Origin of the sequence: Streptomyces marokkonensis (assembly GCF_039539045.1) — a bacterium.
Taxonomy (GTDB): Bacteria; Actinomycetota; Actinomycetes; order Streptomycetales; family Streptomycetaceae; genus Streptomyces; species Streptomyces marokkonensis.
Genome location: NZ_BAABCQ010000260.1, coordinates 1 through 7344 on the forward strand (window position 1 = coordinate 1; position 7344 = coordinate 7344).

General features: G+C 73.7%; 7 protein-coding genes. 3 read left to right on the plus strand and 4 right to left on the minus strand.

Going from position 1 to position 7344, the window contains the following annotated elements; genetic code table 11:
• Positions 1–45 precede the first annotated feature (45 nt).
• Positions 46–282: a phosphopantetheine-binding protein gene (locus ABEA26_RS34105; RefSeq protein ID WP_345597686.1), complete on the minus strand. Its 237-nt coding sequence runs from the start codon at positions 280–282 to the stop codon at positions 46–48.
• 186 nt (positions 283–468) lie between these two features.
• Between ABEA26_RS34105 and ABEA26_RS34110 the strand changes: the two genes are divergently transcribed.
• From ABEA26_RS34110 to ABEA26_RS34120, 3 genes are all read left to right on the plus strand, one after another.
• Positions 469–2091 carry a (2,3-dihydroxybenzoyl)adenylate synthase gene (locus ABEA26_RS34110; RefSeq protein WP_345597688.1) on the plus strand — a complete coding sequence of 541 codons (1623 nt, stop codon included), beginning with the start codon at positions 469–471 and terminating at the stop codon, positions 2089–2091.
• A gap of 3 nt (positions 2092–2094) precedes the next feature.
• Positions 2095–3393, plus strand: coding sequence for a DegT/DnrJ/EryC1/StrS family aminotransferase (locus tag ABEA26_RS34115; protein ID WP_425587952.1), 1299 nt, complete (start codon positions 2095–2097; stop codon positions 3391–3393).
• 63 nt (positions 3394–3456) lie between these two features.
• Positions 3457–3648 carry a tautomerase family protein gene (locus ABEA26_RS34120; RefSeq protein ID WP_345597690.1) on the plus strand — a complete coding sequence of 64 codons (192 nt, stop codon included), beginning with the start codon at positions 3457–3459 and terminating at the stop codon, positions 3646–3648.
• An 81-nt stretch (positions 3649–3729) separates the two neighbouring features.
• On the opposite strand, the gene ABEA26_RS34125 is transcribed toward ABEA26_RS34120, so the two are convergent.
• From ABEA26_RS34125 to ABEA26_RS34135, 3 genes are all read right to left on the minus strand, one after another.
• Positions 3730–5055, minus strand: a complete 1326-nt coding sequence (locus tag ABEA26_RS34125) for an enoyl-CoA hydratase/isomerase family protein (RefSeq protein WP_345597692.1) — start codon at positions 5053–5055, stop codon at positions 3730–3732.
• Entirely contained in the window at positions 5052–5303 is a 252-nt protein-coding gene (locus tag ABEA26_RS34130) for an MbtH family protein (protein WP_345597694.1), read from the minus strand. Before ABEA26_RS34130 ends, ABEA26_RS34125 begins: the two co-directional genes overlap by 4 nt.
• A gap of 106 nt (positions 5304–5409) precedes the next feature.
• Positions 5410–7344 (minus strand): alpha/beta fold hydrolase (locus tag ABEA26_RS34135; RefSeq protein ID WP_345597696.1); only part of this gene is annotated, 1935 nt, incomplete at its 5' end.

A 7344-nucleotide genomic window follows, 5' to 3' on the forward strand; every position in this document is an offset into this window, starting at 1 on the left:
CATAGTGTCGGCAGCGTCAGGGAGGATATCCGGCCGAGGCGCGGTTCAGGACGTGGCGATGAGGTTCCACCAGTGCCCGACCGTCGGCGCGTCGATGAACTCCTGGGACGGGGCGGGCAGTCCGGCACGACGCCAGGAGTTGATGAGCATGAGCGCCGTGACCGAGTCGAGTCCCAGCTCGAACAGAACGCTGTCGTCCCGTATGTCGGCCGGTTCCACGCCGATGATTCCGGCCAGCACTTCTCGGAGTTCCTCGGATGTCTGCGGAATTGTTTTGTCCATGCCCGGCACCGTAGCAGAACAGGGGAAGACGGGGAAAGAAAAGCGATTCCCGTGAATTCGGCACTTCCTGCCTGGCGTTCCCGCACCGGCCTCCGTCCCATCCACCCCATCCGTCTCAGTCCGGAATTCCGTCGGTGTGCCGCCGCGGTGCGGGAGAACACCTGATCCGTCGTCGAAGGAGCCGATGTGCTTGAGGGATGCGTCGAGTGGCCGCAGGAGACGGCCGAGAGGTACCAAAAGCTCGGCCTGTGGCAGGGGCGCACGCTCGGCGGTGAGCTGCGCGACTGGGCCGGCCGCCACCGGGACCGAGTGGCCCTGGTGGGCGGGGAGCGCCGGCTGACCTACGGGGAACTGGACGCCTGGGTCGACCGGCTGGCGCGCGGGCTGCGGGCGCGCGGCATCGGCCGCGGCGACCGGGTCGTGGTCCAGCTGCCCAACACCGTCGAGTTCGTGGCGCTCAGTTTCGCGCTCTACCGCGTCGGGGCGCTGCCGGTGCACGCCCTGCCCGCCCACCGCAGCAGCGAGGTCCTCCACCTCTGCGGCCACGCGGAGGCGATGGCCTACGTCGTCGCCGACCGGTACCACGGCTTCGACTACCGCCCGCTCGCCGGCGAGGTGGAGGCGGCGGTCCCGTCGCTGCGCGAGGTGTTCGTGGTCGGCGATCCCGGCCCGTTCACCTCGTTCGAGGCGCTCTCCGAGGCGGACGACGAGCCGTCGCCGGGCGCGGAGGAGGACGGACCTGGTGCGGGGGACGCGGCCTTCTTCCTGCTGTCCGGCGGGACCACGGCGCTGCCGAAGCTGATCCCGCGCACCCACGACGACTACCTGTACCAGGTCCGGACCTCCGCGGAGATCTGCGCGGTGGACCGGGACTGCGTGTATCTGGCGGTGCTGCCGCTGCCGTTCAACTTCACCTGGGGCTGCCCCGGTGTGATCGGGGTCCTGGCGGCCGGAGGCACCGTCGTACTGGCCACCGGCACCGGTCCCGAGGAGTGCTTCGAGCTGATCGAGCGGGAGGGCGTCACCCTCACCTCCGTCGTTCCCACCATCGCCCACCTGTGGCTGGACGGCGTGGAGTGGATCGACCGGGACCTGTCCTCGCTGCGGACCGTGCAGATCGGCAGCGCCAAGCTCCATCCCGAGGTGGCGCGGCGCGTCGGGCCGGCCTTCGGCTGCACCCTGCAACAGGTGTTCGGCATGGCGGAGGGACTGCTGTGCCTGACCCGCGAGGGGTACGACACGGAGCGGACGACGACGGTGCAGGGCAGCCCGGTCTCGCCGGAGGACGAGCTGCTCGTGGTGGACGCCGAGGGCCGTCCGGTGCCGCCCGGGACCGCGGGCGAACTGCTCACCCGCGGCCCGTACACCCTGCGCGGCTACTACCGGGCCGCCGAGCACAACGCGAAGGCCTTCGACGAGGACGGCTTCTACCGCACCGGCGACCTGGTCCGGCTGACCGGGCAGGGCGACGTCGTGGTCGAGGGGCGGGTCAAGGACGTCATCATCCGCGGCGGCGACAAGGTGTCGGCCACCGAGGTGGAACGCCACGTCGGCGCCCACGAGCGGGTGCAGCAGGCCGCGGTGGTCCCGGTGCCCGACCCGCTGCTCGGCGAGCGGGTCTGCGCGTGCGTCGTCCCGGAGGGCGAGCCGCCGACGCTGGCCGAGCTGAAGGCGTTCCTCACCGCGCGCGGCCTCGCCGACTTCAAGCTGCCCGAGCGCCTGGTGCTGATGGACTCCTTCCCCCTGACGGGCCTGGGCAAGGTGGACAAGACGCGGTTGCGTTCCCGGACCGGCGGGTCGGAGGGCTGAGCGGTGTCACAGCAGCCGTCCGCCTCCCGGACCCGTTCCTCGGCCACGCCGTCCGCGCCGTCGGCGCAGAGCCCCTATCCGACACGGCCGGCGTCGCGCTACGCCGTGCCCGCCGCCCACCGGGGCAGTGTGCTGGGCGACGCCGAGGCCGCCGCCCTGTCCGGACTGGTCACCTCCTCGGCACCGTTGTCGTCGGGTGAGCTGCGCCTGGAGTTCGAGCGGCGGTTCGCCCGGCACACGGGTGCCCGTCGCGCGCTGTCGGTGACCAGCGGCACGGTGGCGCTGGAGCTGGCCGTGCACCTGCTCGACCTGGCGGAGGGCGACGAGGTCGTCGCCACCCCGCAGACGTTCCAGGCGAGCGTGCAGCCCCTGCTCTCCTCCCCGGCGACGGTCCGGTTCTGCGACGTCGACCCGGTCTCCCTCAACGTGGACCCCGACCGGCTCGAGAAGTTGATCACCGATCGCACCCGGGCCGTCGTGCTCGTGCACTACGGCGGCTGGCCGGCCGACATGGACCGGGTCATGGCGCTGACCCGGCCCCGGGGCATCACCGTGATCGAGGACTGCGCGCACGCGCTGGGTAGCCGCTACCGGGACCGTGTGCCCGGTTCGCTGGGCGACATCGGCTGTTTCAGCTTCCATGCCTCGAAGAACATCACCACCCTCGGCGAGGGCGGCATGATCACGCTCGGCCGGGACGACTGGGCGGAACGGGTGGACCGGCTCCGGTCCAACGAGGCCGACGGGCAGTACCGGTCCGCGCAGGCGGTCGGCGCGCCGGGGCTGCTGCCGTGGATGATGTACTCCTCGTCGGTGTACGCCAAGGACTGCACGTCGGTGCTGCGGCACGGCACCAACGCCACGCTGTCGGAGGCGGCGTGCGCGGTCGGCACGGTGCAACTGGACCGCATGGACGCCCTGGTGGCCCGCCGGCGGGCGGTCGCGGCGCGGCTCGACGAGGTCCTCGCCCGCTTCCCGCAGTGCCGGGTCCCGCGTCCGGCCCCGGGTGAACACGCCTACCACCTCTACACGTTCTTCGTCTCCGCCGGGCCGGAGGTGCGGGAGAAGCTGGTGCGGGGGCTCGACGAGCGCGGGGTGCAGATCGCCCTCCGCTACTTCCCCATGCATCTGCTGCCCGAGTGGCGGGCCCGCGGCCACCGCGACGGGGAGTGCCCGGTGGCCGAGCGCCTCTGGTTCGAGGAGCACGTCAACCTGCCCTGCCACCCCGGCCTGAGCGACGAACAGGTCGACCACCTCGTGTGGGCGCTGGACGACGCCCTCGCGTCGGTGGTGGCCGCCTGAACCGCACCCCGCCGCGTCCCCCCGCACGTCCATGAGGACCACACGGAAGGAAGCCCACCGCACATGCCACTGATCGAGGTCAAACTGTTCGAGAGCCGGCTCGAGGACGCCGCCACGGAGCGGGAGCTGATCGCGGAACTCACCGACGCCGTGGCCCGGGTCCTGGGCGACGACGCCCGGGAGCAGACCTGGGTGGTCCTCCAGGGGATGCCACCGGCCCGCTGGGGCGTCGCCGGCCGGCCGGGCGGTGCCTGAGCGCACCGCAGGGCGGCACACGAGCGCCCCCGGCCCCTGCGCGGAAGGGGCGGGGGCGCTTTGTCGCCGCGGAAACGCCGCTCAGCGGCCCCAGTTGCGGTCCAGGTTGTCGAAGACGGTCTGGCTGTAGGCGCAGAGGGCCTGTTCGCGCGCGTAGTTGGCCATGTAGGTGCGGAAGGTGTCCAGGGGTTCGCCCGCGATCCGCATGGCCCTGCGGTTGGCGAGGACGCTGGACAGGCCGGTGGCGCGCAGTCCCTCCACCGCCCGGTCCACCGCGGCCTCCATCTCCTCCGCCGGGACGGCGTCCGCGACGACCATCCGCCCCTCGGGGCTGTCGACCGGGATGTCCCGGCTGAAGAGGACGGCCTGCCGGGCGACGGCCTCGCCGACGAAGCGGGGCAGCCGCATCACCCCGCAGCCGGGGATGATGCCCTCGCGTCCGGCCGGCAGGTTGACGTAGGAGCCGTGCTCCGCGACCACGTGGTCCATGACGAGCAGGAACTGGCAGCCCCCGCCGATGGCGAAGGAATCCACCGCGGAGATCCACGGCTTCTCGCACAGGCTGCGCGGCTCGGGTTCCGCAGTGAAGTCGCCCGGATGTCCGCGGTACATCTTGTTCACCGCGCCCAGCTCCCGGTCGAGGAAGAAGTCGACCAGGGAGATACGGCCCTGGCGCAGGTGCGTGAGGTTGATACCGGCTCCGTACACACGCCGTCCGGCCCACTTGGGGTGGGTGGCGACACCGCCGCGCAGGACGCCCACGTCGATGCGGTCGTCCAGCAGGACGAGGTCCACGGCGGTCTCCAGCGCCTGGTTGGAGGCGTCGTCCTCCGCGTTGAGGTACCGGTGGTTCTGGAAGACGACGTGGCCGACGCCGTTCTTGTGGTGCACCGCCACGAGACCGAGGTCGACGGTGTCCTGCTGGCGGAACTCGTCGAGCAGCCACCCGGCCCGGTCACGGGGCCGGACCATGGCGTGCACGAGGTGACGGCCGCTGAGCGGATCGTCCAGGACCCGGCCGACGAAGAGGCCCTGGTCGATCTCCCAGCCCTCCTTGTCGCGCTGCGCCCTGCCGCTCTCCGCGGCCAGGTCCGCCTCGCCGGGGACGAGGCCGGGATAGTGCTCGGCGGCGGCGGCCAGCAGGTCGGCCACCCGCAGGGGGCTGCGCAGGTCGTCGGTGAGCCGGGCGTAGACGGCGGGTGCGTGGCGGGCCAGGAACTGCTCGCGCTCGGCGCGGCCGTCCGCGAGGATGCCCCCCGCCGTGCGCTGTTCGGCCGGCGAGCGGGCGGCCTTGGGCGGCAGCCGGCCCAGATGACGGCGGAGTGTGTCGAGGCGGGCCCCGAGGCGGCGCGCGTCGTGGTCCGGTGACGGCGGGGAGGGCGGGGCAACGGCGCGGGGTGCCGTCACGACGCCGCCGCCCCCTCGTCGGCCGCGCCTGCCGCCGCCGCGCCCTCGAGGCGGGCGGCCAGGCTCCTGGGCCGCATGTCGGTCCAGTGGCTCTCGATCCAGTCCAGCGCGGCCTGCCGACTGTCCTCGCCGTGGGCGACGGTCCAGCCCTCGGGCACGTCGGCGAAGACCGGCCACAGCGAGTGCTGGCCCTCGTCGTTGACGAGCACGAGGAAGCGGCCTTCGGAATCTTCGAACGGATTGGTCATGGTTCTCTCCTCGGGTGACGCCGGCGGGCCGGGCGCACGGTTCGGGGTCGGTGGGGTGGGGGCTGGGTCGGCGGCCCGGGCGGGTCGCCGGCGGGACGGACGGCGGTCAGCCGGCGGAGTCGAGGTGGGCGGCGAGCACGGTGCCGATGGCCCGGATGTGTTCCGGCTCGACCATCTGGGCGTGGGAGCAGGCCACCTCGTGCACCGCGAGCGTGCCCGTGGTGTAGCGGCGCCAGCGGTCGGCGCCCGGGGCGCCGTCGATGCCGCCGCGGGTGGCCGCGAAGAACAGCACGTCGCTGCGGACCGCCCCCAGGGGCCGGTCGAACATCATCCGGCTGCAGTGCACGAAGACGTCCGTGAACGCCTCGACGCGGTCCTCGTCCATCAGGCCGGCCAGGGCCGTGCCGCCCTCCTTCAGCAGGGCGACCACCTCGGCGCGGTCCAGGTCCCGGTCCTGCGCGCGGGCCGGGTCGACGCCCGCCTCGGTGAGCAGCACCTGGTGGATGCCCCGGGTCAGCTCCGCCGGGTCCTGTTCCCCGGCGGGCCGTTCGATGTCGGGGTAGGCGTCCATCAGGGCGAGGGTGGCGACCTTCTGCCCCCGCGCCTCCAGGGTGGCGGCGACGGCGTGGGCGAGGAGCCCGCCGAGCGACCAGCCGAGCAGGTGGTAGGGCCCGGCCGGCTGCACGGCCCGGATCTCGTCGGCGTACTCGGCGGCGAGTTCGGCGATGGTCGCAGGCGTGGCGCCCGGCCGGGTCAGGCCGCGGGCCTGGATGCCGTAGACCGGCCTGCCGGGGTCGAGCCAGCGCAGCAGGCCCGAGTACACCCAGCTCACGCCACCGGCGGGGTGCAGGCAGAACAGCGGTGCCCGGTCGCCGCCGGCGCGCAGCGGCAGCATCACGTCGAAGGCGTCGGAGCCGTCGGACACGCCCAGGCGGTCGGCGAGACCGGCCACCGTCGGCGTCTCGAACAGGGCGCGCACGGCCAGTTCGGTGCCCAGCGCGGCACGAACCCGGTTGATGAGCCGGGCGGCCAGCAGCGAGTGCCCGCCCAGGGCGAAGAAGTCGTCGTCGACGCCGACCGACGGCACGCCCAGCACCTCGGCGAACAGGGCACACAGCACTTCCTCCTGCGGGGAGCGCGGGGGCCGGCCGGGAGCCGTGGTGCGCCGGCCCACCGCGGGCAGGGCCCGGTGGTCGACCTTGCCGTTGGGGGTGAGCGGCAGCCGGTCGAGGACCGCGAAGAAGCGGGGGACCATGTACTCCGGGAGGCGCTCGGCGAGGTCGGCGCGGACCCGGGCGACGAGCGCTGCGTGGTCGTCCGCCCGGCGCGGGTCGCCGGCGTGCGCCCACAGCGGCAGCGCCGCGGCCTCCGCCGGGGCCCGGTACCGGCCGAGCGGGGCGTGGTCCGCCGTACCCGGCAGCAGCAGTACGTCGTACGCGCCCGGTTCGCCCGGTACCGGGACGAGGGCGGCGCGGTGTCCGAGGCGTTCCGCGGCCCGGTGGAAGTCCTCGGGGCCGGGCAGTCCGGCGGGGGCCGGGCCGTGCAGCCGGGCGAGGACCACCTCGAGGTCGCTGCCATTGTCGAGGGCGGCGACGGCGGCCCGGTGCGCGGCGGTCCGGGCGTCGGGCACCCGGGCGACGCGCAGGCCGGTGCCGTCCCCGAGGGCGTCGGCGAGTCGGTCCAGGCCGGTGATGTCGCGGCCCCAGCGCAGGGCGGGGGGCTGCGGCACCGTGTCGTCGGCCACCGGGTCGGTGTGCAGGACGACGTCGTAGCGGTAGCAGCTCATCTCGTTGGGGTGAACGGCGCGCTTGAGGCCGATGTCGGCCGCCTTCAGCGCGGGGATCTCGGCGGGCAGTCCGGCGAAGAAGTCGGGGGACAGCAGGAGTTCGTTCTCCAGCATGACCTCCCGTTCGACGGCCGTGCGCAGCGCCGCGAGGTCGGCGGTGGGGTCGGCGCCGTGCAGGGCGACGGCCGCCGCGAAGGTCCGGTGGTGGCGCAGGTCGCGTACGTCGCCGACGAAGACCCGGCCGCCGGGTGCGAG

Bases quoted from the DNA above. Each gene is read 5' to 3' on its own strand.
- ABEA26_RS34130 (WP_345597694.1), bottom strand. From the start codon at position 5,303: ATGACCAATCCGTTCGAAGATTCCGAAGGCCGCTTCCTCGTGCTCGTC.
- ABEA26_RS34120 (WP_345597690.1), top strand. From the start codon at position 3,457: ATGCCACTGATCGAGGTCAAACTGTTCGAGAGCCGGCTCGAGGACGCC.
- ABEA26_RS34105 (WP_345597686.1), bottom strand. From the start codon at position 282: ATGGACAAAACAATTCCGCAGACATCCGAGGAACTCCGAGAAGTGCTG.